The organism is Campylobacter showae (genome assembly GCF_004803815.1).
Classification (GTDB): domain Bacteria; phylum Campylobacterota; class Campylobacteria; order Campylobacterales; family Campylobacteraceae; genus Campylobacter_A; species Campylobacter_A showae.
This window is the reverse complement of record NZ_CP012544.1, coordinates 783,349-808,951: the sequence shown is the minus strand read 5'-3', so window position 1 is coordinate 808,951 and position 25,603 is coordinate 783,349. Positions and strand designations below refer to the sequence as shown.

Sequence of the window (25,603 nt, the reverse complement as noted above, 5' to 3'; positions counted from 1 at the left end):
CAATGGCAAAAGTAATAGGTATAGACCTAGGAACGACGAATTCATGCGTAAGCGTGTATGAGAGAGGTGAAAGCAAGGTAATCCCGAACAAAGAGGGTAAAAACACGACTCCTTCGGTCGTAGCGTTTACAGATAAGGGCGAAATTTTAGTAGGCGACAGCGCAAAACGCCAAGCCGTCACAAATCCTGAAAAAACCATATACTCTATCAAAAGAATAATGGGCCTAATGAGCAACGAGAAAAACGCTCAGGAAGCTAAAGCTAGGTTGCCGTACCACGTCGTAGATAGAAACGGCGCGTGCGCTATCGAGATCGCGGGCAAAGTCTACACTCCGCAAGAAATCTCGGCCAAAGTGCTAATGAAGCTAAAAGAGGATGCGGAAAGCTATCTGGGCGAAACGGTCGTAGACGCCGTCATCACGGTGCCTGCTTACTTTAACGACAGCCAAAGAAAAGCAACTAAAGAGGCTGGCACGATCGCTGGACTAAACGTGCTTCGTATCATAAACGAACCTACCGCGGCGGCTCTTGCTTACGGTCTAGATAAAAAAGAGTCCGAGAAGATCATGGTTTACGACCTAGGCGGTGGTACGTTTGACGTTACCGTACTAGAAACCGGCGATAATGTGGTCGAGGTTTTAGCTACCGGCGGTAACGCGTTTCTAGGCGGCGATGATTTCGATAACCGCCTAATTGATTGGCTAACGAACGAATTTAAAAGTGACTCGGGCATCGATCTAAAAACCGACGTGATGGCTATGCAGCGCCTAAAAGAGGCAGCCGAAACGGCTAAAAAGGAGCTTAGCTCGGCTCAAGAAACGACTATAAATTTACCGTTTATCACCGCTGACGCTACGGGTCCTAAACACCTTACAAAAACGCTAACTAGGGCTAAATTTGAAGGCATGATCGAAGATCTGGTCGCTCAAACGATCACCAAGATAAACGAGGTCGTAAAAGATGCCGGACTTGACAAAAAAGATATAAAAGAAATCGTCATGGTGGGCGGCTCGACGCGCGTGCCTTTAGTTCAAGAAGAGGTCAAAAAGGCGTTTGGCAAAGAGCTAAATAAAAGCGTAAATCCGGACGAGGTCGTAGCTATCGGCGCGGCGATCCAAGGCGCGGTTATCAAAGGCGACGTAAAGGACGTGTTGCTCCTAGACGTCACTCCGCTAAGTCTAGGCATCGAGACTCTAGGCGGCGTGATGACGAAAATCATCGAAAAAGGCACGACTATCCCGGTTAAGAAAAATCAAGTATTTTCAACCGCCGAAGACAATCAAAGCGCCGTCACGATCCACGTGCTACAAGGCGAGCGCGAATTTGCCCGCGACAACAAGTCTTTGGGTCAGTTTAACCTAGAGGGTATCCCTGCTGCTCCTCGTGGCGTGCCTCAGATCGAGGTCGAGTTTGATATCGATGCCAACGGCATCCTAACGGTCTCCGCTAAAGACAAGGCTACCGGCAAAGCCCAAAATATCACGATCTCAGGCTCAAGCGGTCTAAGCGAGGACGAGATCAACAACATGGTCAAAGACGCCGAGCTACACAAAGAGGACGACAAAAAGCGCAAAGACGCGGTCGAGGCGCGCAACCAAGCCGACGCTCTAGCACACCAAACGCAAAAGAGCCTCGACGAGCTAGGCGAGAAAATCCCAGCCGAGGACAAAGAGCGTATCCAAAAGGCGCTTGATGAGCTAAAAGAGACGCTAAAAGACGAAAATGCGAGCAAAGAGCAGATCGACGCGAAGGTCAAAACTCTAAGCGAAGCCAGCCACAAGCTAGCCGAAGCGATGTATAAAAAAGACGGCGCCGCGGGCGAGCAAGCAAACGGCGGCAAGAAAAAAGACGACGACGTCATCGATGCCGAAGTTGAGTAAAATTAGCCCTTGTTTCGGCGAGAGCTTCAAACGTAAATTTAAGGTTTTAGCGTTTTTATGCACCCTTAAATTTGCCCCGCCCGTTAAATTTGACGGGCGGATTTTTATAAATCTCTAAATTAGTTATCTCAAATTTACCCAATCCAAATTTGAATTCAAGTAGTTTTTGACCCGCTTGTTTTTGCAAATTTGCCGCTTCGCCGATAAATTTTAAATTTAATCCTCTTTCGCGCAATCCTTAATCAAAATCATCAGTTTGGACTACCGATTTAAATATAATCAAACAAAAAAGGTCCTAAATGTATCTATTTTTCCTGATCGTTCATATTTTGAGCGCCGTAGCTTTCGTCGGTTACGTATTTTTCGACGTTTGTATATTTCCGTTTGCCAAAAAGCACGTAGACGAGGATACGCTCGCTCGTGTCAAAAAAGCCTACACCAAAGGCAGCGCAAAGGTCTTTGGCACTGCGTTTTTGCTTCTTATTATCAGCGGCGTTTACATGGCAAAGGATTATTTTGGCGGCGAGAACGGATGGCTCGGTAGCTCGTTTCAAATTTTGCTCGCGACCAAGATTGGCGTGCTGGGGTTAATGTGCCTAATCACGGCGATATCGCTCTTTTACGTCTATAGGCTAAAAAAGCCAGATCCATTTGGCAAATACTCGCACGTTATCGCCCTTGTTTTATGTGTCATAATGATAATCCTAGCAAAGCTAATGTGGAGGGTTTAAGTAGATTTGACGAGTACGCAGCCCGACTCGGCAAATTTAACTTGGCAAGCATTTATATTTTAATCGCAAAGCGCGAGACTAACATTAAACGCGAAAGTAAAATTTGACCGACTGTAAGGCGCGATAAAATCGCCAAAGTAGAATAAAATAAAAGAGCTTTAGCCGCCAATGAGCGTAGCGGCTAAAATATAAAGCAGTTAAATTTAGCCCAAAAGCCTGTTAAACTGGCTTTGCAAGCTTGCGGTATTGTGCGCTTGAGCAAGGATAGCGGCGTTTGCTTGCAGGTCGTTTTGCTTAAAAGCGCTTAGATTTTTAGCTATGTCGTTATTTTGCAGCTGCGACTCGCTTTGTTTTAACGCGACATTTTTGGTTAGGCTTGCGTTGATGCCCGAGATTATACCGTTTTGCGCCGCGCCGATCCCACCTCGCAGAGCGTTTACGCTACCGATAAATTTACTCACGCTCTCGCCGTTGCTCACGTCTATACCACTAAAATCAGGCGCGTTTAAATTTACGCTCGCCGAGCCGTTACCGGTTAGGAAGCTCATCTGCCCGCCAAATACGTTTTTACCGTTAAAACTCGCCTGCTGCGTGCTCTCTTTCATCGCGCCCACTAGAGCGTCCGCCTCGCTTTTTATCATTTTTTGCTGGTCGGAGTTTAGGATGCCGCCATTATATCTGACCGATAGCTCGCCGATGCGGTCGGCGCTTTGCGTGATATTTGCTAGCGTGGAGTCTGCGATCTGCAGGATGCCGATAGCGTCGTTTGCGTTTGCGACGCCCTGCTCTAGCGTGGAGCTTTGGGAGCGAAGCGAATCGGCGATAGCTAGATTTGCGCTGTCGATGCCGCTTAGAGCGCGCTGTGCTGAGATGTTATTTAGGGCTTTTGCGCTGTTATTTTGAGCTTGTTCTAGGTATTGATTGCTTAGGCTTGAGTTTGCGGAAAAATTTCCCAGTTTCATTTGCACTCCTTTTAAATTTGCCCCGATTTTAGCAAAAATTTGATTAAAATTTGCTAGCGGCGAGCACAGCGTCAAATTTGAACTTTTTAAGCAAATTTACCGTCCAAATTTTGCCTTGCCTCGAGGTTTTGTCGCTTTTTCTTTTTCTACCGCTTTCGCACGGTTTCTATACTCGTACGCTTTGCCCGCGATCGCCGCCAAAATCGCAACCGCCACAAATATCCAAAGAGCATACCTCTCCTCGCCGTCATAGCTAGTAACCGCTTCAAAAACTAGCTCACCTTGCGCCGGCACGAGCCGCTCATCTTTTATCATCTTGCGGATATCCTCGCTGCCCAGATTTTTGCCGCGCGGGTCATACGGCCGCATCAAGACCTCTATGACGGCAGTATCCGCGATCTCGTAGACGCTAGAGTCTATGAGCTGCCCCGTCCCAAGCGCGTCAAAATAGTAAATTTTATCGCCGTTTGCATAAACAGCGCCGTATACGCCGTTACGCACGAGCCCTATTTTGCGCCATTGCTCGCTCGTTTTCAGCCTAAAAAGCTCCGTATGGCGCGAGCCCAAATGCCTGCCGTTTTTAGTTCTATGCCACACTTCGCGGCTCTGCACGAAATAAGTCTGTCCGCCGCTAATAAAAACGCTACCCACAAGCGGCGAAATATCACCCGCAAAAGGATCGTCTCCTGCGCGTTTTAGCTCGCCGCTTTCACGCTCCCAAAAGTAAATCCCGCCCTTGCCGCGAAAAAGTAGATGATAAGCGTGCGCGCCGGAGACGCCAAAGGGTAGCGAGTAAGGCGCAAATTTGGGCTCAAACTTATGCTCATCCGCGTAAACTACTCCGCTAACGGGCTCTAAAAGATAGTGCACGCCGTTAAAATACGCCGCCTCGTGCAGCTCTGCCGTAAATTTGACCGCGAGCCGTGAGCTCTTAAAATAGACGTTTCGTCCGTCCGTAACGTAAAAATCGCTAGCTCGTCCGCGCGCGTCTAGCACGTATCTTAGCGCCCTGGCGTCTGCGCCATCTAGCTGCTTGCCCTCAAAATATACCTTGCCGCTTTCGCCGCCCAAAGCTGCTTTTTCCGCCGAGAAGCCAAAATCCAAAATCGGAGTCAAATTTACGCTAGAAACGCGCTGGGTTTTGTAGATATAGCTTTGCGGTTTATCAGCGCCTAGTATCGCGTACCTCACGGTTTGAACCGCCTCAGCAAAAGCTCCTAGCTCGTAGTTTCTCTCGCCTACGTCGCTACAAAAATAGCCAATCTCGCCGTCCGTAAAGTATCCATTGCCAATCGCCATAGTGCGAGCCGGATCTAGCCCGGTCATCGCGAGATTGCCGCAGTAGACGGCGTTTTCGCCCATGCCGACGTTTCGGCCGCGGTAACCCTCAGACGCGAAAACCCTAAATTTATCCGCCCGCACGCCCTTTAGCTCAAATTTGCCTCCGCTTGGGATGAGCGCGTAAATTTTACCCTGCGGCGTAGCGTAAAATTCGCTGTTACCTATCTGAGTAAAATCATTCTCCTCCTCATAGCTAGCGACATAAACCATGAAAAATACCGTAAAAAGCACAGCAAAAAGCGCGAATAAGCAAAGTAGTATAAATTTTTTATCTTTCAAAGTGCCGCCTATTTTTAGAAGCTCTGATGTTTATCGAGCTCAAATTTTACGCAAAATGCCTCAAAATTTTAAATTTTCCTATCGCATGGTAAGCTAGCGACCAGACAAGGAAGCAAATACAAATAAGCCGAATAATATCGGTAAAATCGCGAATCTCAAATCTGCCCGTAATCAAAGAAAAAATCACTCCGCCCGCGATACAAAGAGCAAGAAGCGTCAGCGAGATAAAAACCGCAATGTTCATGATTTTTGCCGTCTTGCTCCTGTTTTCGCTATTTTTAGCCAGGGTTTCAAGCAGGGTTATTCTATTTATAAAGCCGTCTCTTTCATACTCTACGCGCACGAGATCGCCCTGTTCCAGACTAAAATCCGCCGAAAAAACGCCGCTAAATTTAATCCCGTCCAGCTCAAAACTAGCGCCGATGAACTCGTCTCGCTTAATCGTACGTAAATTTAGAGCGCTAACCCTACCGGTTTTAGTTAATTTTTTCAAATTTGCTCCAAATTTTCGGCGATTTCTAAGACTTCAAAGTATTCGTTTTCAAGCGTCTCCAGCTCGCTTTTTACCGCTTCTAGATCGTTATAAAGCGCGGTTAGGCCGATTTGTTGATAGATTTTAGGATCGCTAAGGCCGGCGTTTATCTCTTTTATCTTAGCTTCCAGCGCGGCGATTTTCTCTGGGTGCGAGGATAAAATTTGCGTTTGCTTGTAGCTTAACTTTGCGCCGGTTTTGCTCTTTTGCTTTTGCGCTTGCTCGGCTTCGCTTGCTAGGCTCGCTTCAAATTTACCAAGCTCGGCTAATTCGTCTTCTAGCTCGAGATAGACGCTGTACTCTTGATGTAGCACCTCTATTTGCGTGCCCTCAAAGGCCCAGAGTTTGTGCGCGATCTTATCGACAAAGTAGCGGTCGTGACTCACGATGATTATAGCGCCCTCAAAGCTTTGCAGGTAGTCCTCAAGGATGTTGATAGTTGCGATATCCAGGTCATTTGTCGGCTCATCTAGTACGAGCACGTCGTACTCCTTGCTAAAAAGCAGAGCCAGCGCAACGCGGTTTTTCTCGCCGCCGCTTAGCACGCCGATGGGTTTATCGAGGAATTCTTTAGGAAATAGGAAATTTTTAAGGTAGCCATAAACGTGCATATTTCGCCCACGCACCATGACGTGATCGCCGCCGTTTGGACAAAAGGTCTCAATAAGGCTCTTGTCGTCGTCTAGCGCGCTTCTAGACTGATCAAAGTATCCCACTCGCACCTCGCCTCGCTTGATCTCGCCGCTACTAGGCTTTTCAAACCCGAGTAAAATTTTAATAAGAGTGCTTTTGCCGCTACCGTTTCGCCCGACTATCGCGATACGCTCGCCTTGCAAAACCCGCGCGTTAAAACCCGAAAAAAGCTGCTTGCCGCCGATATTTTTGCTTAATTGCTTGATCTCAAATAGCATCTTTTTGCGGTTTACGCTTTGAGTTTGGTTAAAATTTTTACTCGCTCGCTCAAGCTCGAGCCTAACGCGGCGTATCACGCCCGGGTTTTTCTTCGCCTCCTCGCGCATGGCTAGCACTCGCTCTTTGCGCCCTTCGTTGCGTTTTAGACGCGCTTTGACGCCGCGGCGCAGCCACTCCTCCTCGGCTTTTAGCTGTTTTAGCAACGTCTCGTGAGATTTAGCTAGACTGGCTAAAATTTCCTCTTTTTTAGCTAGATAGTTTGCGTATCCGCCGTCAAATGACGCCAGCGCGCCCTCCTCGATCTCGACGCTTCTGGTTGCCAGCGCGTCGATAAAGTAGCGATCGTGCGAGATAAAAACTATCGTCTGACGCGAGCTTTTTAGCATATCCTCTAAAAATCTCACCATATAAACGTCAAGGTGGTTCGTAGGCTCGTCAAGCAGCAAAATATCGGGCTTTTTAAGTATCAGCGCACCCAGAGCTACGCGGCGTATCTCGCCTCCGCTAAGGCTAGAAACAGCGCGGTTTTCATACTCTTTTAGCTTAAACTCCTCCAGCACGCGCTCGATCTTGCGCTCGATCTGCCAGCCGTCTTTTGCTTCGATAAATTTGATTAGTTCGTCTTGCCTCGCGTTTAGCTCTTTGTTGTGCGCATCGCGGCCGAGCGCTTCTAGCACCGCGGCATACTCGTCACGCGCATCAAATATCTCTTTTAGCTCCAAATTTAGCGCATCTTTTACCGTCGCTGCGTCGTCAAATTTAGGATTTTGCGCGAGCATTTCTACTTTTACGCCGCCTTGCACGATACGCCTGCCACTATCAGGCTCTAGCGAGCCTGCTACTAGCTTCATCAGCGTACTTTTGCCGCTGCCGTTTTTGCCGATGATAGCGATACGCTCGCGCTCGTTTACGCTGAGGCTTATTTTGTTTAAAATTTCATTCGGACCGAATTTTTTACTAACGTCGATAAGGTCAATTAGAGCCACGCGCAAGCCTTAAAACGAGATATGCATGCTAAGTGCGATGATACAAAGCGTAAGCGCCATCGGCACGTAGATATATCTGCCCGTAAAATACCAAAACGCGCCTTGCTTTTTTGCCGCGCCCGTGTTGATCTCGTCCATGATCTCCTCTTTTTTGATAACCCAAAACCATGACACCGCGCCGATAACCGCGCCGATAGGGATGATGTAGATCGACACGAAATCCATCCACGGCCCCCAGCTAGTTATGGCTTCCATATTTACGCCTATGCCAAAACATATTATGCAAAGCGCGATCAGCACGACGCCACGCTTTAGGCTAGGAAATTTGTGCATTATCGACTCGGCGACGGCTTCGAACATATTTTGCAGCGAGGTCACACCGCCAAAAATCACCGCCGTAAATAAAATAATCGCGAAAATTTGACCGCCCGGCATATCTTGTAAAATTTTAGGCAGCGTTACGAAAAGTAACCCGGGTCCCGCCGCCGGATCCATACCGTAGGCAAATACCGCAGGCAGCATAACGAGCGCCGCCGTCATCGCCGCGATCGTATCAAAGATCGCTGTCTTTTGCGCGCTATCGACGACGTCTTCGTCCTTTGATAGATACGCGCCGTAGACGATCATACCCGAGCCCGTGATAGATAGCGAGAAAAAGGCCTGTCCCATCGCCGCCACCCACACCATCGGATCGGCTAGCTTGCCCCAGTCGCTGTGAAAGACGAATTTATACCCGCCAAACGCCCCGTCTAAAAACGCCACTCTGATAGCTAGGATAAAAAATAGCACGAAAAAAAGCGGCATCATGATTTTGTTTGTCTTTTCGATACTGTGCGCGCCGAAAAATAGCGTAATTAGCGTACCCGCAACGACGATAAAGTGAAACAGCACGACCGAGTAGGACGAAAGTGCAAAGGACTCAAACCAAGTGTTCGTATCCACCGTCATCAGCGAGCCCGTGATCGCCTGAAATAGCGCCTTTAAAACGTATGCGATGATGACAGCGTAGCCTATAGCGATACACATCGAGCCAGCTAGCGGTATCCAACCTAAAATTTTACCGAACATGCCCCAGTTTCGGCTCTTCCACGCGTATTCGTATGAGCCTAGAGTGCCGGTTTTGGCGCGTCTGCCGATAGCGTACTCCGCAGAAAGCCCGACGTATGAAAATATCGCGATAAAAAACAGATAAACGAGCAAAAACGCGCCGCCGCCGTTCGTACCGACCTTATAAGGAAACCCCCAGACGTTGGCCATACCGATAGCCGAGCCCACGCAAGCGATGATAAACGCCCAGCGTGACGTGAAATTTGTTTTGTGCATTTGATATCCGTTTAGATTAAATTTTCTCAATTATACTTGATTAAGCTAATAAAAAGATTATGCCCGCTCGCCCGCAAAGCACGCAGCGCCGCCTTAAAACGCTTTAAATTTATATTTGGGTATAATCGCGCGTTATTTAAAATCCACGTTACAAAAGAGAATTTATGAATTTATCGCTCAAAAAACTCACTATCCCGATATTTTTAGATATGTTTTTGCACTTCGTGACGCTCATCATAAACACATATATGGTGACTAAGGTCAGCGTCCATCTAGTCGGCGCCATGGGCGCTGGCAACCAGATAATGGATCTTTTTATGACCATTTTTAGCTTCCTTAGCGTGGGCTGTTCGGTCGTAGTAGCTCAAGCTCTGGGTGCTAAAAATATAAATTTAGCCAAACGCGTCATACACGCTAGCATCACGTTTAACACGATCATCGGGCTTGGCAGCGCGGTTTTTATTTACTTTTTCGGATTTGAGATTTTAGAGCTTTTAAACGTCCCCGAGCAGCTAAGAGCCGAGAGCTTTGGCTACTTGCATATGCTTGGTATCGCATTAGCCTTTGACGGCATCGGCATGGTGCTTGCAGCCGTGCTTCGCGTTTACAACTTCGCTACCGCCGTCATGCTGGTTTCCCTACTCATGAACGTCATCACCCTTTGCGGTAACGCTATCGCGCTTTTTGGCTGGCTAGGACTGCCAAACTACGGCCTTTACGGCGTCGCGGTTTCGACCGTCGTCGGACGACTGGTCGGCGTTATCGTGCTATTTTTGATACTGACTCGCTACGCGAAAGTTAATATTTTCTTTAAACGTCTATTTAGCCTGCCGTTTGCCATTTTGCGTAAAATTTTATCCGTCGGGCTTCCGAGCGCGGGCGAAAATTTGCTCTGGATGGCGCAGTATATGGTGGCTTTTGGCTTTGTAGCGAGCATGGGCGAGGCCAGCCTAAACGTGCAGACCATCTACTTTCAGATCACGCTTCTTATCCTGCTTTGCGGGGCCAGCATCAGCGTGGCAAACGAAGTCATCGTCGGACACCTAGTCGGCGCGATGAGATTTGACGAGGCCTACTCGCGCACTTTCCGCGCGCTTCGCATCGGTTTTATAGCGACTCTCGCGGTCGTTGTGGCGGCGTATTTTGGCAAATTTGAGATCATGGAGCGATTAAATTTGACCGAGGAGCTAAAGGCCGTCATGCTGCCGCTTTTTACGCTTTCTATCGCGCTTGAGACGGGTCGAACCTTTAACATCGTCATCGTAAACGCCCTGCGCGCGAGCGGAGATGCTAAATTTCCGCTGATGACTGGAGCGCTGTTTATGTGGGGCGTGAGCCTGCCGCTGGGGTACTATCTGGGCATCGTGCAGGGCATGGGGATCATCGGCGTTTGGATCGGATTTACCGCCGACGAGTGGCTGCGCGGTCTTGTTAATACCTGGCGCTGGAGAAGCAGAAAATGGCAATCAAAACGCCTCGTGTAAAAACCGTTTGCGTAAAATGCGGCGAATTTGACGTCGCGCTAAATTTTAAAAAAGGCGTCAAAACAACTAGACTAAAAGTCGCTAAAACCGGCGAGATCTCAGTCTCACTGCCCTTTTACGCCGCGCAAAAATATGCGCTAGAGTTTGTGCAAAAACACTACAAATGGCTAAAATCAGCTCACGAAAAGACGCTATCAAATTTACCGCGCGAGGACGAGTTTAGACTACTGGGCGAGGTTTATCGCATCAAATTTGAGCCGAATTTAAAGGGCGTAAATTTAAGACGCTTTGCAAGCGATTCGGAGATTTTTAACGGCTTAAATTTTAGCGCGGACGGGCTAGACCCGCACCTTTACGGCGCTAAATTTGACGGCAAATTTGACGCTAGCGAATTTACCCAGCACCTTGATGAGCTTAAATTTAAAAGCTCGGACGAGCGTAAATTTGACGGCGAAATTTACGCTGCGAGTTTAGCTGCGCTAGAAAACTACAAAAAAGCCTTTGCAAGGCGTGTTTACGAGCATTTTATAGCCAAATTTGCCCCAGCCGTCAACCGCAAGATAAACCGCGTCGTCGTTCGCAAAATGACTACTCGCTGGGGTAGCTGCAACTCGCGCAAAGGGTATATAAATTTAAGCCTAAATTTGATCGAAAAAGCCCCCGAACTAGTCGAATACGTCGTGCTTCACGAGCTAACCCATCTCATCTACCCCCACCATCAAAAAAGCTTCTATGACTTTATCGCAGGGCTGATGCCTGATTTCAAAACGCGAGAACAACGGCTAAACAAAAAATAATTTTAAATATGCTAAAATAGAATATTTTTAATTTAAAGGGAGATAATGAAAAAACTTCTAATGCTAGTTGCCGCGGTTTTTGCTCTGGGCGGCGATTTTGAGGACGGTGTAAAAGCCTACGAGAGCTCTAAATTTGTAATGGCTCGCGAGAAATTTGCAGCTGCCTGCGACGCGAACAACGGCCTAGCCTGCGCAAAACTAGGCGCGCTTTATCAGCTGGGCAAAGATATCCTGCCTGACACTAAAAAAGCGCTTGAGCTATACGAAAAAGGCTGCGAACTAGGCTCTAAAGAGGCCTGCTCGGGTGCTGGCGGCATATACGTATCAAGCGACAAAGAAAAGGCGCGTGCACTGCTAAATAAAGGCTGCGAGCTTGGCGACGGCTTTTCATGCGCGACTGTGGGATCGTATCTACTAGAGGAGAAAAAATTTAAAGAAGCCTACGCGCTTTTTGAAAAAGCATGCAAGACAGGCGATAGTCTCGGATGCCAATTTGCAAGCGATCTAAAACGCTCAAAAAGACTTTAATTTTGCTTACTCGGGTTAAATTTGACCGTCAAATTTAACCCAAATTTATCTTTTCTATACGCTATTTCCAAAACGCAAGCTTCTAAAATTTACGAGAGAGTAATTAGCAAACCAAGAAAGCGCAGGCTCTAAACGCCTACGCCGACTCTCTTTTCCGCTTTATTTTGTATCCATTGAAACGCAAATAACGCCGCATAAAGCGACACGCCGATCGCGTAAGAAACGTATTCGTTCGCGATAAACGGGATGTATTTAGCGCACATATTTGGCACCAGGGTTAGCGGCACTACGCATAAAAGCAGCGCACGCTCGAGCATGCTTACGCGTTTAACGAAATACCCCTGAAGCGCCGAAGAAAAGGCAAACATACCCACTAGCGCCGTACCGAAAATCAGCGCCATCTCGAGCGGATTTGTTATCCACACTATGCCTTTTGCGTCGTTTGGATTGGCCGAGTTTACGCTCTCTATCAAAAGCAGCTTGTTGTTAAACACGAACGAAAACGGCAAAATCGTCGTGCGCAGGTCGTAGAAAAAGCCCTGCACGCCCACGGTTACCGGGTTTGCTTTGGCGATACCGGCCGCAGCGTATGCCGCGATGCCGACCGGAGGTGTATCGTCTGCTAGGATACCAAAGTAAAAGACGAAAAGATGCACCGCGATGGCTGGAATGAGAAAGCCGTTTTTGTGCGCCAAAAACAAAATCACAGGCGCGACTAGCGAGCTAACGACGATGTAGTTTGCCGTCGTCGGCAAGCCCATGCCAAGTATCAGCGACATTATCGCAGTGAGAAATAGGATGAGCACGATGTTGTTGCCGGCTAAATTTTCCACGACTTCAGATAGCACTTGACCGACGCCCGTTAGCGAGATCGAGCCTACGATGATGCCGGCTAGACCCGTAGCTATCGCGATCGTAGTCATGCTTTTAGCCGCCGTTACCATCGCCCAAAATATATCCGCAAAGCCGATGATAAAGTCCTCTTTGCCGACGTCCTCGCCGTGAGCCATTTTTTTAACGGGTTCCTGAAAAAGGATAATCAAAAACAGCACGCAAATGGCGTTAAAAGCCGCTGAGATCGGAGATTCGTTTGCGATTAATAATGTATAGAGCAAAACCAAAATCGGGATAAGATAGTGCAGACCGCTCACGAAAATTTTAAGCTTCGATATGCCGGCACCCTGCTCCATGCCTTTTAGCCCTAGCTTACAGCTCTCAAGGTGCACGATGAAAAACAGCGACAAGTAGCACACGAATGCCGGAATCACGGCCGCGATCATGACGTTTGTGTAGCTAAGTCCCAAAAACTCGGCGATGATAAAGGCCGCCGCACCCATGATAGGCGGCATCAGCTGACCGTTTACACCTGCGGCCACCTCGATCGCGCCGGCTTTGGTGCTAGTTAGGCCCGCCTTTTTCATCAGCGGGATCGTAAACGTACCCACCGTCACGACGTTTGCCGTAGAGCTACCGCTCACCATGCCGGTTAGTCCTGACGCGATAACCGAAGCTTTCGCTGGTCCACCGCGAAATTTACCAAGCAGCGCAAAGGCTAAATTTATAAAGTACTGCCCTGCTCCAGCGCGCTCCAAAAGCGAACCAAATAAGACGAAAAGATAGATAAAACTCACGCTAACGCCAAGCGGCACGCCAAAGACGCCCTCGGTCGTAAGGTACATGTGACCGGCGAGTTTGTTTAGGCTAGCGCCCTGGTGCGCGATGATGTCGGGCATGTACTGGCCGAAATAATCATACGCCAAAAATATCGCCGCGATGATAGGAAGCGCCGGGCCGATGATCCTGCGGCCCGCCTCAAACAGAACGACCACGGCGACGCAAGACACGGCTATATCAAAGCTAGTGTAGTCTCCCGGGCGCTGCGCTAGAGCGTAAAACTCTATGAGCGGATAGAGTGCGGCTAGCGTGCCCACAACGCAAAGCGCAATATCATAAAACGGCAGGCTGGAGTGGGCTTTTTTGTGAATTTTGAGCGGATAGAGCAAAAACAGCAGACAAATAGCAAACGCGAGGTGCGCCGAGCGCGACATCGTCGTGTTCATCGGAAAATACGCGATATAAAGCTGAAAAACCGACCACGCAAAGCAGATAATGCTCGTAAAATAAATATAAAAGCTCGAGTTTATCTCGCGCGTCTTTACCTCGACGAACTCCTCTTTTTCCTGCGCCGACTCGGTATTTGTTCGTATATCGTTTAGATTTTTATCCATATTTGCTCTTTTCTTGACTTCTTAAATTTTTTCTAAAATTTGGCGATTTTGCCCGCGTAAACCGGACTTTAGTTTTTCAAATTTGACCTACTTTTCCAGCGCCTCAAAATTTGCTTATAAATTTAACCTCGTGCCGTAAAGATACGGGCTTTGCAAACAGCAAGCAAAACTAGCCAAAAACTCGCGCATGAGCCAAATCTAAAATTTGACGCTTTATGCGGCTAAAGCAAACTCGCCGCCGTCCAAAAACAAGCTAGCAAAGCGTCAAATTTTAAATCCTCAAAAACTAAAAATAAGCCCTAAATTTAACAAAAAGACAAGCCGCGCAGGTCAAATTTAACCCGCACGGCTTAGCTAGTTTATTTTATTATGCCGGCTTTTTTAAACTCGGCCTCGGCAGCAGGGTGCAAAGGTGCGGAAAGCCCCTCTATCAGGCTCTCTTTAGTAACGGCTGCAAGTGCCGGATGTAGGCTCTTATACTCGTCGAAGTTATCTAAAATAGCCTTCACGACCGCAGCCACCGCAGTATCGCTCATGCTCTTATCCGTGACTAGGACGGCTTTAACGCCGATGCTGTTTACGTCGTGGTCCACGCCCTCATAGGTGCCTTTTGGTATCGTACCTTTGGCAAAATACGGCATCGCAGCCAGCATCTTATCGACTTGCTCGCCCTCGATATTTACGATGTCGATAGGTAGCGAGTTTGCCGCGTCAGTGATGTTAGCCGTCGGATGGCCGACCATGTAGAAGTAGCCGTCGATTTTCTTATCTTTTAGCGCGTGCGGGCATTCGCCAGCAGTTAAAACGCCGTGATGTTTTAGCTTTTTCTCGTCAAAGCCAAATGCCTTAAACACGCCAAGCGCGGTCATTTCATTGCCGCTGCCAGGGTTACCGACGTTGATCGCTTTGCCCTCGAGGTCGTTTATCGAGCCGATGCCGCTTGATTTTGAGACGACGAACGCGAGAAGCTCAGGGTAGATCGAGACGACTGCGCGCAGATTTTGATCGCCGTTTCCGTCAAATTTGCCTACGCCGTTAAATTTATCATAAACCACGTCACTTTGGACGAAGCCGAAATTTAGCTCTTTTTTTAGCACGTTATTTACGTTATAGACGGATCCGCCGGTTGATTGCACCGAGCATTTCATTTGCGGGTCTTTATTTACGAGGCGACATATCGCTCCGCCGACTGGATAATACGTGCCCGTCATCGCTCCGGTACCGATAGATACAAACTCCTTTGCGCCCAGCGCAGACGCGAAAAGCAAGCCGGCTAATGCCAAAGATGTAGTTTTCATTTAACTTCCTTTCAAAGAATTTTTCTGATTTTACTCTCAAAATCCGCATTTTGCGTATAAATTTCACTCTTTTTACGAGCTTTTTCAAAAATTTGCGACTATTTTACCCACTTTAGCCTTAGAAAAATATTTCTTAAGGTAAAATTTATATATTTTTTACAAGCGAAGCGAAAATCGTACTTTTTGCATGGAGATATTTCTAGATTTTACGCACCGAGACCTGCGTCTTTACGATGCTAAATTTGGATTAGTTAAATTTAGATGTTGTTAATTAAAGCTAGTCTTTTTTAAAAAATGATGGAGCTTAGATTACGCCCTATCCGTAGCCGCAAACACTAGTAAAGCGAAAAGCTAGCTTTTTTCTCTTTTTCTTCGGGAGAGGAAGGGGTTCTACTTACGAAGCATCGCCCCTTCCTCTCCCAAGCCCTCTCTAACCCCACTGCACGTGAGAGGTTGCTGCACTACGTGCAGGTTTAAATTTGGCGCTATCGCGCCGCAAATTTTAAATCTGAGTTTTCAATATGCAGGTCTCGGCAAGTAAAATTTGTAAATTTGAACGTAAAACGATAAGGCGAAGTATCGTGAGATGATTTTGAAAGTTGTGCAGAAAATTTTAATCAAGACTAGGCATATAGCCTGCGGAGCGAAAATTTTGCAAAATCTCGGGAAAGCGCTCACGAGACAAGCCGTAAAATTTCTTACTTAAAAGCAACAAACGTCGCAAAATTCGCCCACCTAAATATACACTCCACATTTTTAAACCCAGCGCTCAGCGCCAAATTTCTATTTTCCGCTTCGGTGTATGGTATGAGCACGTTTTCTAGCGCCTCGCGTTTTTGTGCGATCTCGTAGCGCGAGTATCCTTGTTCAAGTTTGTATTTTTCGTAGATTTCAATTATATTTTTGCTTAGCGTCTTATCCTCAAATATAAGCTTCTCGCTAAAAACGAACACGCCGCCATCATTTAGCGCGCGGTAAATTTTGGCTACGAAATCCTGACGCTTAGGCGGGCGGATAAACTGTAGTGTATAGTTCATCAAAATGGCGTTCTGCGCGTCAAATTCGCACTCTAAAATGTCCGCTAGCCCAAGCTCGATCCTAGCGCCGTAGGCCTCTATCTTGGCGCGCGCGTTTTGCAGCATCGCAGGTGCGTTATCTACGCCTTTTAGCGCGAGGTCGTTTCTCTTGCGCCAAAGAGCCAGTAGCGTCGAGGCGGTCGAGCAGCCAAGATCCACCGCGCTTGCGCCTTGCGGTAAAATTTGCGCTAAAAAATCGGCGATCAGCTTTTGCGAAGCGTCGTAATACGGCACCGAGCGCCCGATCATATCGTCAAACACCGACGCCACGCTCGCATCAAATTCAAACTGCTTTTTTATCGGCTCTTTAAAGATTTCGTCTTTCACGGCTCGCTCCTTTGCGTCGCAGTATCGCCCACAACGTAGAGATCGCACACGCCGACGAACTCCATCGCCTGCTTGATGTCGGTCCCGATCTGCTCTTTTAGCTCCCCTAGGCTTTCAAATTTTCGGTTATCGCGCAGTCGCTTGATAAAGCAAACCGCGACGTCGCTGGCGCCCTCGATATTTTCGTTTAGCACGTGCGTCTCGACGCTAAAGTTGCCATCCGTGCTCACGCGGTTGCCGATAAAGGTAACCGAGCCGTAGGTCTTGTAGTCGATGCGAGTCCTCGTCGCATAGACGCCCTCGCGCGGTAAAAGGTAGCTTTTGATGTCCAAATTTAACGTCGGCACGAGCTCGCGCGATCCGATGCCCTGACCCTTTATCACGCGGCCTTCGATCGAGTATTCGCGGCCTAGCAGGCGGTTTGCCTTGTAGATCTCGCCTTGTTTGATATACTCGCGTATGGCCGAGCTATGCACGCCCATACCGTCAAAGCAAACCTCGTCTACTACGATCACCTCGCCGTCAAAAATACGCCGCAAATCATGCTTGTCCCACGCCCTGTTTCGCCCGAAACGAAAATCAAATCCCACGACGATTTTTTGCAGATTTTTAAAATCCCGCTTCAAAAGCGCGATAAACTCATCGCCGCCAAGCCCTTTTATGCTCTCAAAATCATACAAAAAACACGGATAGCTCGAGTACTCAGCACGCTTTAGCTTTGGCGTGATGTTGGCTTTATTTTTGTCGATCACGACTAGCCCGCCGTACTCGCCCAGCTGCTTTAAAAGCTGCTTGTGGCCGCGATGCACGCCGTCAAAGTGCCCGATCGCAACGGCCGTGATATTATCTTTTGTTAAAAGCGTAGAAAAATTCGGCATTTCCTTCCTTTCCTTTTACCTCGCATTCGAGCGTTTGGCGCATTATCCAGCCCAAATTTGCCGCCGCAAGCTCAAATTTCGCCCTCGCCTCGCGAACAGCCTTTGTGTCCGTTACGACGCCTTTTTTATTTCGCTTGGCGCTCCTGCCGACCTCAAACTGCGGCTTAAAAAGCAGGATAATGTCGCAGTTTTGGCTCGCTAGCGCGTCGATAGAGGGCAAAATTTCTTTAAGCGAGATAAAACTCACGTCGCAGGTGATGAGATCAAATTTGCGTGCATCGTTTTTAGCGGCATGGGGGTCAAATTTGGCGTTTTGGGTTTTTGCCGCGAAATCTATGCCGGTCAAATTTGACTCGTCCGTCTTGGCTCCGGCCTGTGTTAAATTTGACGGAGCAAAAGCTAGTTCGCTTGATTCATTTAAAAATTCGTCCTGCTCGGCAAAATTTGATTTGCCGGGATTAAAATTCGGCTTGATTTGGGTTTTTAAATTTTGCTTTGTGCCGTCAAATTTACCCTCTTTGACCGAGTTATGAAATCCAGCCGCAAACTCGCGCACGTCGGTATTTTCGGCTACTATCACGCACGCATCGGCTCTCAGGCTTTTATCCAGCTGGGAGCTGCCCACGTCTAGCGCCGTGACGCTTTTTACGCCGTTTTGCAGCAAAATTTGCACGAAACCGCCCGTGCTCGATCCAACGTCTAGGGCGTTTTTGCCTTTGATTTCTAGCGGACAAGCCGCCAAAAAGCTTTTTAGCTTTAGCGCACCGCGTCCAACGTAAATTTCGCCGACGAGCTCGATTTTTGCGCTGTTTGGGTTTAAATTTAGCTCGCCGATACAGGTCTTTTTACGCACGGTTTCGACGGCATCCGTTAAATTTGTTTCGCGTAAATTTTTAGTTTCCGCTACCGCACTCTTTTTTGCGTCGTCGTTTTTGCTAGCCTTTAAATTTAGTCCATCCGCGCCGTCAAATTTATCAAATTCGCCCACCTCAAAGCTAGGTTTAGAACAAATTTTACCGTTTAGTAAAATTTTTCCGCTCTTTATGAGCTCGGCGGCCTTGTTTCGGCTGATATTTAGGCGGCTTGCGGTAAACAGATCAAATCTCAATCATCTGCCTTAGCTCGTCCTCGGTTATCGCCTTGACGCCAAGCTCGCGCGCTTTATCCAGCTTGCTGCCCGCCTCATCGCCGTAAAGTACGAAGTCCGTTTTCTTACTCACCGAGCCGCTTACTTTCGCGCCGTTTACCTCCAGAACCCTTTTAAACTCATCCCTGCCCTTGCTAAGCGTGCCCGTTATCACGAACGTTTTGCCGCTTATCGCGCTTTGTTTTGTCTCAAAACTCTGCGCTTGCGGGCTAACAAAACGTAAAATTTCGTCCAGATTTTGCCTATTTACCTGCATAAACTCGGCATAGCTCTCCGCCATCGCCTCGCCAAAGCCTTCGATCGCGGCTACCTCGCCAAAGCTTAGCTCGCGCCAGTTTTGCGGGTAAATTTGCGCTATCTTTTTGGCAGCTACTTCACCGATATGCTCGATGCCCAGGCTCGCTATAAAGCTATGCAGAGCGGGTGTGCGGCTAGCCTCAATGGCGCCGAGCAGATTTGCGATCTTTTTATCTTTAAAGCCCTCTAGCCGCGCCAAATCCTGCGCCGTAAGCTCGTAAATGTCGGCGATTTTGGCGACTAAGCCCGCCTCAAAAAGCTGATTTACGATCGCGTCGCCAAGACCGTCGATATTTAGGCACTTTTTGCTCGCAAAATGTATGAGCGAATTTATCACACGTGCCTTGCACTCGAGGTTTTGACACTTGACGAAAACGCCCTCGTCTAGTAGCATAGACCCGCATACCGGGCACTCGTGCGGCCGCTCTATCGGAGTCTGCGAGCCGTCTCTGCGCTGTTTAAAGACGCCAGTGATCTTTGGTATCACGTCGCCCGAGCGGATAATGCTGATAAAATCGCCCTTTTGCACGCCTAGGCGCTCGATCTCGTCAAAGTTATGCAGCGTGGCGGACTTTACTATCGCGCCGTCGATATTTACGGGCTCAAGCACGCCCACAGGAGTCACGACGCCGCTGCGTCCGACCTGAAACGCGACGTCAAGCAGCCGCGTGGTCTTTTCGATCGCGGGGAATTTATACGCGACCATAAATTTTGGAAATTTCTCCGTGTAGCCAAGCTCCTCGCTAGCTGCGATACTCTGCACGCGCACCACGAGTCCGTCCATCATAAAAGGCTTGCTGTCGCGCTGTGCTACGAGCTGCTTATACGCCTCCTCGATCTGCTCGGCGCTGCGGCAAATTTTAAAAAACTCCTCGCGCTCAAAGCCCTGCGAATAGATAAAATCCATCATCTGCGAGTAGGTTTCAAGGCCTAAATTTTGCTCGCCGTAGCCCCAGGGCTTAAACCTTAGCCTGCGCGATGCCGTCACGGCGCTATCTAGCTGACGCAGGCTGCCGGCGGCTGCGTTTCTAGGATTTGATAGCTGCGACTCGCCCCTTTGCGCACGGGCGAAATTTATCTCGTCAAAGTCGTTTTTAGCGATCACAACCTCGCCGCGGATCTCGATCCTGCCGCTATAGGCGATTTGTAGCGGGATATTTTTGATGACTTTTGCGTTGCTCGTGACGTCCTCGCCCGTTATGCCGTCGCCGCGCGTGATAGCTCGCACGAGAGCGCCGTTTTCGTAGAGCAAATTTAAGCTAGCACCGTCAAATTTAGGCTGAAGCGCGAACTCCAGCCCCTCCTTGTCGCCGCGCTTTAGCCACGCCAGCAGCTCATCAAAACTAAAAATATCCTCCATCGACCACATGCGCGCGCCGTGGCGAGCCTTTACAAAGCCCTCGCTAACCTCGCCGCCTACGCGCTTTGTCGGGCTAAACATCGATATTTCGCCGAGATTTGCCCTCTCAAATTCTAGCACTTTATGATAAAGCTCGTCATACTCCTCGTCGGTGGCTATGGGCGCGTCGTCGGTGTAGTAGGCCTTCGCCCACGCGTTTAGCGTATCTACGGCCTCTAAATACTCTTTTTTATCCATTTTTCCTCGTTAAATTTGCTTTGCTTACCATGCCGCGAGCTTTCTCATCGCGTTTTCCAGCCTGAACATCTGCGCATGCTCGGCCACGTCGTGCGTGCGGATGATCTGAGCGCCGTTTTTAAAGGCCTCAAGATGCAGATAAAGGCTGCCGGGCAAGCGGTCTTTGATCTCGCTGGGGCTATAAAAATTTATGACCGATTTGCGGCTAGCGCCAGCTAAAAGCGGTAAACCGAAGCGTAAAAAATGCTCCAAATTTTTTATCAAAATCATATTTTGCTCCGCCGTCTTGCCAAAGCCGATACCCACGTCTAGCACGATATCGCGGCATCCAAGCTCATTTGCGGCAGCGATTTTAGCCTCGAAAAACGCGTCTATCTCGCCTAGCAAATCCTCATAATGCGGATTATCCTGCATATTTTCGGGGCTATTTTGCATATGCATGAGGCAGTAGCTCGCGCCGTAGCGCGCCGCTAGAGCACAGAGGCTAACGTCGCCCGTGATATCGTTTATCATCTTAAAACCGTGATTTAGCGCGCACTCTAGGCAGTATGGATCAAAGCTATCTAGGCTAAATATCGCCTTTTCGTGCAAATTTAAGCGGTAAATTTCGGCGAGTATCTTTTCAAGCCTGGCAAACTCAATCTCGCGTCCGACGTATTTGCTACCAGGACGCGAGCTAACCGCGCCCACGTCGATATACTCGGCACCCTGTTCGATCATCGCTTCGATTCTCTCGATGCCGCTTTTTTCGTTCACTCGGCTTGCGGCGTTAAAGCTATCCTCATTTACGTTTACGACGCCCATAATCTGCGCTTGCTGCGGTTTTTTAAACGGAGATTTTAAAAATTTAGCCAATTTTTTTAGTCCGAAATCCTGCGCGGCCTCTTTTTTGGCAAGTGCCTGCACCTGCGCATCGGTGGCAATGAGGAGTGCGGCAGAGTTTGCGCCGCCCAGAATCACGTCACGGTTAGTCACGAGCTCCGCGCCTACGCTTAGCGCATCTTGCTTTAGGATATTTGCGGCAGGTGAGCGTAAATCTTTAATCAAAAAAAAGTTGATCGCCGACTTTTTTTTCATCAAATTTCGCCCCTCGTCGCTAGGACGGATAATCTCGCAAATCTCGTTAAAGTCGGTCTGAGGATTGATTTTAAAAATTTTCATCTAAGCCCTTTTTCGTAAATCATGAGAAGTATCGGCGTAAGAAGCGCGTGAGTTTTGGTATTTAGCTCGGCTAGGCGCACGGCTTTGAAAAAATACTCAAGCTCTTCGGCGCTAAATTTGACCCCCTGCGCCGTAGCCTCCAGAGCTATCGCGGCGATTAGCTCTTTTAGATCGTTTTTGCCAAGCTTTTCGGAGCGCTCGAGAGCTGATTTTTCATCGATAAACGCACAAATTTCTTTTAGCTCGAGACGTTTGTAATCTAGCCCCGTTTTTTCTCGTTGCTTTTTTTCGAGCCTGTTTTCGGTAACTAGGCGCGAGCGAACGGTTGGCAGGAGCATATTTTTCGACTCGCAGGCGATGATAAAAAAGATATTTTTAGGCGGCTCTTCGATGATTTTTAGTAGAGAGTTTTGAGCCTCGACACGGAAATTTTTAGCGCACAAGACCAGTAGTTTAGGCTCGCTCTCCGCGATATATGCCTCGGCGGCGACCTCTTTTGCGTTTTCTAGCAAAAAGTCCTCGGTGAAAAAAAATCTAACCGAATTTACGCCGTAAAGCCCTAAAATTTCCTCTTTTAAGGCTTCAAAATCGCTCGTGATTACGATTTTGCTTCGCATAGATTAAAGCGTTACTTTCGCAAATAAAGCAGCGTCTATGCTCTTATCAAAGAGCCTAAACAGCGACAAAAGCTTGATATCTAGCGCACCGTCGGAGGAGCTTAGATAAAAGCTATTTTGCGCCTGCTCATCAAAAAGCCACATGTAGCTATCGTCCTTGCCTTTGGCGATCTGCGAGCTTTTTTCAGCGCTTTTGCCGATGTAAAAAAACACGTAGCCGTTTGGAAAAGCAAGACTAAGCATATCTAAAAGCAGCGAGACCTCCTCTTTTGAGCCGATATTTTCAAAAGATGGATAAAGCGCCTTTAGTGAGAAAAAGGGCAACACAGGGCGGGCGTTTGTCGGTTTGTTTATATTTTTTAAAAAATACTCTTCAAACCATCCGCGCTCGCTATCGGTTATCAGAATAAACGCGCGCCCTTCTAGTAAAAATTTAAGCTTCGAGGCGAGCAGAGGCGTCCACTCGGTGCGCCTCTCCTCCATCCAGCTCATCAGCGAGCCCTCCTCGCGGATCGCCTCGAGCGTCCATTTTATAAAATCGCTCATTTATCGAGTTTATAAGCTTCGTGTAGTGCGCGAACCGCTAGCTCGCCGTATTTTTGATCGACTATCATCGAGATTTTTATCTCACTAGTCGAGATCATTTGGATATTTATACCCTCGTTTGCCAGCGTCTGGAATGCTAGCGAAGCAACTCCCGTGTGGCTTTTCATACCAACGCCAACAACTGAGACCTTGACTATCTCGTCGTTGTATAAAATTTCCCTAGACGCGCTTAGCTTATCCATGCACTCCTTTGCGACGTGAAGCTCGTTTTGCGGTATAGTAAAGCCCAAATTCGTAGTGCCATCCTGGCCTACGTTTTGGATTATCATATCTACGTTTATGTTTTTTTCTGCAAGCGCGGTGAAAATCTCTGCCGCGATACCCGGCTTATCGACCACGCCTCTTAAAGTTACTCTAGCTTGGTTTTTATCTAGCGCGATACCGCTTACTAGTACTGCTTCCATACTCTCTTCCTTTGTTATTAGTGTTCCTTCGTTGTGATTAAAGCTGCTTCTGGTGACTAAATTTACGTTTAGCTTTTTAGCTAGCTCGACTGAGCGGTTTTGCAGCACTTTTGCGCCTAGGCTCGCAAGCTCTAGCATCTCGTCGTAGCTGATTTTATCTAGCTTTTTGGCCTTTGGCTCTATGCGAGGATCGGTGGTATAAACTCCGTCTACGTCGGTGTAAATCTCACAAAGATCCGCATTCAGCGCGCCCGCGATCGCCACGGCGCTAAGGTCGCTACCGCCGCGTCCCAAAGTCGTCACGTCGCCCTTTTCGTCTATACCCTGAAAGCCCGCTACTACGATGATCTTGCCCGCCTTTAGCTCCTCTTTCATACGCTTAGTATCTATCGCCTCGATCCTAGCCTTAGTATGCACGCTATCGGTGATGATGCCAGCTAGCCTACCGCTTAGACCAACTGCGGGATAGCCTAAATTTATCAGTGCTATCGTTAAAAGTGCGCAGGTAACGCGCTCGCCGGAGCTAAGCAACATATCCATTGCTACGCCGTCTGGGTCTTTGGTGTAGTGCAAGGCGTAGTCCACCAGCTGATTAGTCACGCCGCTCATCGCCGAGACCACGACCACGACGTCCGCGCCGCTTTTTTTAGTTTCTATCACTCTCGCGGCGACGTTTTCTATCCTCTCAAGCGTCCCAACGCTCGTGCCGCCGTATTTTTGGACGATTAACATTAAATAAATCCTTTCTCTTTAAAGTAGCCGATAACCTTACCGTAGATCGGCTTTTTGAAGTGGTTTACGTCGCTCAAAACCTCGCTTGAGTTTATAAATCTATATTCGTCAAATTCGGGCTTTTTGGTGTTTATATTTATCTTCGCGCTAGGTCTTAGCCGCACTAAAAAATACTTTTGCGTCTGCCCGTCAAAGTTATAAAATTTCCTACTCGTCGTACCCTCAGGGAAGTCGTAGCTGAGCCACTGCGGATACTCGCTAAGCACGTCCACGTCGTCCGTACCTATCTCCTCTTTGAGCTCTCTTTTTAGAGCCTCGCGCGGCGTCTCGCCGTCGTCTATACCGCCCTGTGGGAACTGCCAGATACCCGTCATATCGCACCTTTGCGCGATAAATATCCTGCAATCAAACGGATAAGAGGGCGCAAGTATGACCGCCGCGACGTTTGGTCTATATTTCTTTTCCATCTTTTTTTCCGAGAATTTTTAATTGTCGATTTTAACGAAAAATAGTTAAGATATAGCTAAATATCGCGAGGTTAGCGGAAAAATTTGACGCTTAGGCTTAAAATTTTTATTTAAATTTTTAAACTACGAATTTTACTTTTTGCGGCGCCGTAAATTTTGCGCGTTTAGCCCAACTGTCCGTCAAATTTTACCGCCTTGATGGCTAAATTTGAGCCGTCTATTTTAGCTCCAGTATCGCCCGCACCTCTTCGTCGGTAAACAAACTTGCGCTTTCGTGCTTTTTGCGTTCAAGCGCGGTTTTGGATTCGGCGCGCGACGTCAAATTTTGCCCAGACTCGTTAAAATCAAACAACGCAGCCTGAGCAAAATCGTCTAAAACGGCCGTTTTTGCGGCTTCGTTTGAGGTAGCCGCTTTGCTAAACGGAGCCGTTTGAGTAGCTCCGCCCGAGGCGCAAGCTTCTTGCTGAGTGGTAGTTTGCACGCTCTCAGTTAAAACCGCGGTTTTTGGCGCTTTGCTTAAAGAACCTGTTTGCAAGATAGCCTTTTCCTCGCAGCTTCTCTCTTGATACGGCGCGACAAGTGGCCTATCTTGTAAAATTTGCTCCCGAGCAAAAGCGGTTTTTTGCTCGCTCTTAGCCGCTAAATTTGTCTCAAATTCGGCGTTGCCAATCGCCTGATGCGCATTTTCAAATTTAACGTTTTCATCAAATTTAACCGCCGCACTCTCGCCGCTCTCGTTAAATTTCTCGTCCTGCAAAAATAAAGTTCCGTCCGACAAAAGCTCGTACCGCTCGTCTTGGCGTGCAAAGAGCTCGCTTACGTTGATGGCGTCGCTGTTTTCTAGGCTAGGCACCCCATCGTTTACGCTCTCGCCGAGCTCCTCGATGCCCGTTATACGCAGGCTTGGCATCACAGCCTTAAAGCTTTGCAAAATCGGCAAAAAAGAGCCGTCAAATCCATCCAAAATCACTCGCATATTTAGCCTTTTTCAGTTTTTTCGAGCGATTTTATCA

General features: G+C 48.1%; 22 protein-coding genes and 1 pseudogene. 5 read left to right on the top strand and 18 right to left on the bottom strand.

Annotated elements, in window-relative coordinates:
* Positions 1–2 precede the first annotated feature (2 nt).
* Both dnaK and CSHOW_RS03995 read left to right on the top strand, forming a co-directional pair.
* Entirely contained in the window at positions 3–1,880 is a 1,878-nt protein-coding gene (gene dnaK / locus CSHOW_RS04000) for a molecular chaperone DnaK (protein ID WP_002946504.1), read from the top strand.
* 299 nt (positions 1,881–2,179) lie between these two features.
* Positions 2,180–2,611: a hypothetical protein gene (locus CSHOW_RS03995; protein WP_002946501.1), complete on the top strand. Its 432-nt coding sequence runs from the start codon at positions 2,180–2,182 to the stop codon at positions 2,609–2,611.
* A 203-nt stretch (positions 2,612–2,814) separates the two neighbouring features.
* On the opposite strand, the gene CSHOW_RS03990 is transcribed toward CSHOW_RS03995, so the two are convergent.
* From CSHOW_RS03990 to CSHOW_RS03970, 5 genes are all read right to left on the bottom strand, one after another.
* Positions 2,815–3,573, bottom strand: coding sequence for a flagellin (locus CSHOW_RS03990; RefSeq protein WP_039895049.1), 759 nt, complete (start codon positions 3,571–3,573; stop codon positions 2,815–2,817).
* A gap of 96 nt (positions 3,574–3,669) precedes the next feature.
* The gene (locus CSHOW_RS03985) at positions 3,670–5,193 is read right to left on the bottom strand and encodes a DKNYY domain-containing protein (RefSeq protein WP_002946498.1); all 1,524 of its coding nucleotides are present in this window, start codon (positions 5,191–5,193) and stop codon (positions 3,670–3,672) included.
* A 46-nt stretch (positions 5,194–5,239) separates the two neighbouring features.
* Positions 5,240–5,686 carry a hypothetical protein gene (locus CSHOW_RS03980; protein WP_002946497.1) on the bottom strand — a complete coding sequence of 149 codons (447 nt, stop codon included), beginning with the start codon at positions 5,684–5,686 and terminating at the stop codon, positions 5,240–5,242.
* Entirely contained in the window at positions 5,683–7,623 is a 1,941-nt protein-coding gene (gene abc-f / locus CSHOW_RS03975) for a ribosomal protection-like ABC-F family protein (protein ID WP_002946496.1), read from the bottom strand. Before abc-f ends, CSHOW_RS03980 begins: the two co-directional genes overlap by 4 nt.
* A gap of 9 nt (positions 7,624–7,632) precedes the next feature.
* Positions 7,633–8,946, bottom strand: a complete 1,314-nt coding sequence (locus CSHOW_RS03970) for a sodium-dependent transporter (protein ID WP_039895037.1) — start codon at positions 8,944–8,946, stop codon at positions 7,633–7,635.
* A 164-nt stretch (positions 8,947–9,110) separates the two neighbouring features.
* Here CSHOW_RS03970 and CSHOW_RS03965 point away from each other — a divergent pair, with 164 nt between their 5' ends.
* Genes CSHOW_RS03965 through CSHOW_RS03955 form a run of 3 tightly spaced genes read left to right on the top strand, consistent with a single transcriptional unit; the run spans position 9,111 to position 11,755 of the window.
* Positions 9,111–10,430, top strand: a complete 1,320-nt coding sequence (locus tag CSHOW_RS03965; protein ID WP_002946489.1) for an MATE family efflux transporter — start codon at positions 9,111–9,113, stop codon at positions 10,428–10,430.
* Positions 10,406–11,227 (top strand): M48 family metallopeptidase, encoded by an 822-nt coding sequence (locus CSHOW_RS03960; RefSeq protein WP_002946487.1) that lies wholly within the window; start codon positions 10,406–10,408, stop codon positions 11,225–11,227. Before CSHOW_RS03965 ends, CSHOW_RS03960 begins: the two co-directional genes overlap by 25 nt.
* Before the next feature lie 45 nt (positions 11,228–11,272).
* Positions 11,273–11,755, top strand: coding sequence for a tetratricopeptide repeat protein (locus CSHOW_RS03955; RefSeq protein ID WP_002946485.1), 483 nt, complete (start codon positions 11,273–11,275; stop codon positions 11,753–11,755).
* A gap of 128 nt (positions 11,756–11,883) precedes the next feature.
* Here CSHOW_RS03955 and CSHOW_RS03950 read toward each other — a convergent pair whose 3' ends face one another.
* The 13 genes and pseudogenes from CSHOW_RS03950 to CSHOW_RS03895 form a co-directional block, all read right to left on the bottom strand.
* Positions 11,884–13,983 (bottom strand): TRAP transporter permease, encoded by a 2,100-nt coding sequence (locus tag CSHOW_RS03950; RefSeq protein WP_002946483.1) that lies wholly within the window; start codon positions 13,981–13,983, stop codon positions 11,884–11,886.
* Between the two features lie 359 nt (positions 13,984–14,342).
* Complete coding sequence (locus tag CSHOW_RS03945; protein ID WP_002946478.1) at positions 14,343–15,281, bottom strand: TAXI family TRAP transporter solute-binding subunit; 939 nt, start codon at positions 15,279–15,281, stop codon at positions 14,343–14,345.
* Positions 15,282–15,979: 698 nt separating this feature from the next.
* Positions 15,980–16,684 (bottom strand): carboxy-S-adenosyl-L-methionine synthase CmoA, encoded by a 705-nt coding sequence (gene cmoA / locus CSHOW_RS03940; RefSeq protein WP_002946472.1) that lies wholly within the window; start codon positions 16,682–16,684, stop codon positions 15,980–15,982.
* Positions 16,681–17,562, bottom strand: coding sequence for a bifunctional riboflavin kinase/FAD synthetase (locus CSHOW_RS03935; protein WP_002946471.1), 882 nt, complete (start codon positions 17,560–17,562; stop codon positions 16,681–16,683). The genes cmoA and CSHOW_RS03935 overlap by 4 nt, the downstream gene beginning before the upstream one ends.
* On the bottom strand, positions 17,528–18,415 hold the full coding sequence (locus CSHOW_RS03930; protein WP_415874022.1) for an SAM-dependent methyltransferase: 888 nt from the start codon (positions 18,413–18,415) through the stop codon (positions 17,528–17,530). Before CSHOW_RS03930 ends, CSHOW_RS03935 begins: the two co-directional genes overlap by 35 nt.
* 132 nt (positions 18,416–18,547) lie before the next feature.
* A pseudogene (locus tag CSHOW_RS10405) lies at positions 18,548–18,670 on the bottom strand (S4 domain-containing protein); the annotation flags it as partial.
* A complete protein-coding gene (ligA, locus tag CSHOW_RS03925; protein WP_002946469.1) occupies positions 18,660–20,603 on the bottom strand; it encodes an NAD-dependent DNA ligase LigA in 1,944 nt (647 codons plus the stop codon). The gene ligA and the pseudogene CSHOW_RS10405, both read right to left, overlap by 11 nt.
* A gap of 24 nt (positions 20,604–20,627) precedes the next feature.
* A complete protein-coding gene (folP, locus tag CSHOW_RS03920) occupies positions 20,628–21,764 on the bottom strand; it encodes a dihydropteroate synthase (RefSeq protein WP_002946466.1) in 1,137 nt (378 codons plus the stop codon).
* Entirely contained in the window at positions 21,761–22,381 is a 621-nt protein-coding gene (locus tag CSHOW_RS03915) for a DNA polymerase III subunit delta' (protein WP_002946465.1), read from the bottom strand. Before CSHOW_RS03915 ends, folP begins: the two co-directional genes overlap by 4 nt.
* 3 nt (positions 22,382–22,384) lie before the next feature.
* Positions 22,385–22,927 carry a HobA family DNA replication regulator gene (locus CSHOW_RS03910; RefSeq protein WP_002946460.1) on the bottom strand — a complete coding sequence of 181 codons (543 nt, stop codon included), beginning with the start codon at positions 22,925–22,927 and terminating at the stop codon, positions 22,385–22,387.
* Complete coding sequence (locus CSHOW_RS03905) at positions 22,924–24,123, bottom strand: aspartate kinase (RefSeq protein WP_002946458.1); 1,200 nt, start codon at positions 24,121–24,123, stop codon at positions 22,924–22,926. The genes CSHOW_RS03910 and CSHOW_RS03905 overlap by 4 nt, the downstream gene beginning before the upstream one ends.
* Positions 24,123–24,590, bottom strand: coding sequence for an RNA pyrophosphohydrolase (locus CSHOW_RS03900; RefSeq protein WP_002946456.1), 468 nt, complete (start codon positions 24,588–24,590; stop codon positions 24,123–24,125). The genes CSHOW_RS03905 and CSHOW_RS03900 overlap by 1 nt, the downstream gene beginning before the upstream one ends.
* 217 nt (positions 24,591–24,807) lie before the next feature.
* Positions 24,808–25,566 (bottom strand): hypothetical protein, encoded by a 759-nt coding sequence (locus tag CSHOW_RS03895; RefSeq protein ID WP_002946454.1) that lies wholly within the window; start codon positions 25,564–25,566, stop codon positions 24,808–24,810.
* Positions 25,567–25,603: the final 37 nt, after the last annotated feature.

Excerpts from the sequence above, each read along its gene's own strand:
- dnaK (WP_002946504.1), top strand. The coding sequence starts at position 3 with ATGGCAAAAGTAATAGGTATAGACCTAGGAACGACGAATTCATGCGTA.
- CSHOW_RS03995 (WP_002946501.1), top strand. The coding sequence starts at position 2,180 with ATGTATCTATTTTTCCTGATCGTTCATATTTTGAGCGCCGTAGCTTTC.
- CSHOW_RS03990 (WP_039895049.1), bottom strand. The coding sequence starts at position 3,573 with ATGAAACTGGGAAATTTTTCCGCAAACTCAAGCCTAAGCAATCAATAC.
- CSHOW_RS03970 (WP_039895037.1), bottom strand. The coding sequence starts at position 8,946 with ATGCACAAAACAAATTTCACGTCACGCTGGGCGTTTATCATCGCTTGC.
- CSHOW_RS03965 (WP_002946489.1), top strand. The coding sequence starts at position 9,111 with ATGAATTTATCGCTCAAAAAACTCACTATCCCGATATTTTTAGATATG.
- CSHOW_RS03960 (WP_002946487.1), top strand. The coding sequence starts at position 10,406 with ATGGCAATCAAAACGCCTCGTGTAAAAACCGTTTGCGTAAAATGCGGC.
- CSHOW_RS03955 (WP_002946485.1), top strand. The coding sequence starts at position 11,273 with ATGAAAAAACTTCTAATGCTAGTTGCCGCGGTTTTTGCTCTGGGCGGC.
- CSHOW_RS03950 (WP_002946483.1), bottom strand. The coding sequence starts at position 13,983 with ATGGATAAAAATCTAAACGATATACGAACAAATACCGAGTCGGCGCAG.
- CSHOW_RS03945 (WP_002946478.1), bottom strand. The coding sequence starts at position 15,281 with ATGAAAACTACATCTTTGGCATTAGCCGGCTTGCTTTTCGCGTCTGCG.
- CSHOW_RS03935 (WP_002946471.1), bottom strand. The coding sequence starts at position 17,562 with ATGCCGAATTTTTCTACGCTTTTAACAAAAGATAATATCACGGCCGTT.
- ligA (WP_002946469.1), bottom strand. The coding sequence starts at position 20,603 with ATGGATAAAAAAGAGTATTTAGAGGCCGTAGATACGCTAAACGCGTGG.
- folP (WP_002946466.1), bottom strand. The coding sequence starts at position 21,764 with ATGAAAATTTTTAAAATCAATCCTCAGACCGACTTTAACGAGATTTGC.
- CSHOW_RS03915 (WP_002946465.1), bottom strand. The coding sequence starts at position 22,381 with ATGCGAAGCAAAATCGTAATCACGAGCGATTTTGAAGCCTTAAAAGAG.
- CSHOW_RS03910 (WP_002946460.1), bottom strand. The coding sequence starts at position 22,927 with ATGAGCGATTTTATAAAATGGACGCTCGAGGCGATCCGCGAGGAGGGC.
- CSHOW_RS03905 (WP_002946458.1), bottom strand. The coding sequence starts at position 24,123 with ATGTTAATCGTCCAAAAATACGGCGGCACGAGCGTTGGGACGCTTGAG.
- CSHOW_RS03900 (WP_002946456.1), bottom strand. The coding sequence starts at position 24,590 with ATGGAAAAGAAATATAGACCAAACGTCGCGGCGGTCATACTTGCGCCC.
- CSHOW_RS03895 (WP_002946454.1), bottom strand. The coding sequence starts at position 25,566 with ATGCGAGTGATTTTGGATGGATTTGACGGCTCTTTTTTGCCGATTTTG.